The following is a 911-nucleotide window of genomic DNA, read 5'->3' on the forward strand; positions in this document are numbered from 1 at the left end:
TGCTCGTGAGTAAAGGGATTTCCAGACCGAATGCCTTGGCGCTTGACCCAAATGAGGCGAGTGATGCCCGCTTTTGTCCACCGTTTCGGTAAGTCTGGTGGGGCAGCATAGACCCGGACTGTGCGCTGAGTCTGTCGTCCATGCAGCGTTTCATCGTGGTTCGCCTGGCTCAACGGACACTCTTGCTGCACTAGACGTTGCATCTGCTTTAGCAGCAGTTTTTGATTGGCTTTGAGACCCACAAGATAGTGACAATGCCTCGACTCTAGCAACTCCAACGTATCGACTTGGGCATGGAGTGCATCAAGACTGAAGCCACCTGGCAACGATTGCGCCAAACTCGGAGCGCAGGTCACCGCCTCTAGTAAGCGTTTTGCTACCCCAATCTCACTTTCTTTGCGGTTGTACATCAACGCTAACTGCACGACTCCCGCCTGCTGTCCATACACAGAAACCAGTGCCGCAAAGTCTTGCTCATTCGTGTTGCCGCCGACTGAGGTGCATTTAATGCTTTTGCCATCAATCGACCATAAAAGACCTGCTGATGGCGGAGCGTGTAACCCCGCCCATCCATTAAAGACCTCGACCCAAACTTGGGCATCAACTATCTGAAAAACACGGCGAAATGTTGAGTAGGAAGGCATCACCGCCGTTTCTGGGTCTAAAGCTAACAACTCACACAAGCTTTGATGATGCTTCTGGCAGAACTTTTCCAGAGGGCGGTAGCCCCAATATCCGCACAAACTTCCCAGCAACGCCACGAACAATAGGAACCACAGAGGATAGCGCCTTCCTCTTTTGCCACGAGGGTCTTGAATCGTTTTTAATTGAGTGATGAGGGTCATGGACTGATACTGATATAGGATTTCAGTCCATCCTCACTTTCCTACCCTCACAATAAAACCGCCCTG

Annotated in this window: 1 protein-coding gene; it reads right to left on the reverse strand. The window is 51.2% G+C overall.

Translation table 11 applies throughout. The features are described from left to right. Positions 1-845 (reverse strand): ISAs1 family transposase (locus tag AB3R30_RS26900; protein WP_458652274.1); only part of this gene is annotated, 845 nt, incomplete at its 3' end. Positions 846-911 lie beyond the last annotated feature (66 nt).

The organism is Sivoneniella epilithica UHCC 1019 (assembly GCF_040830845.1).
GTDB lineage: Bacteria > Cyanobacteriota > Cyanobacteriia > Leptolyngbyales > Leptolyngbyaceae > ULC077BIN1.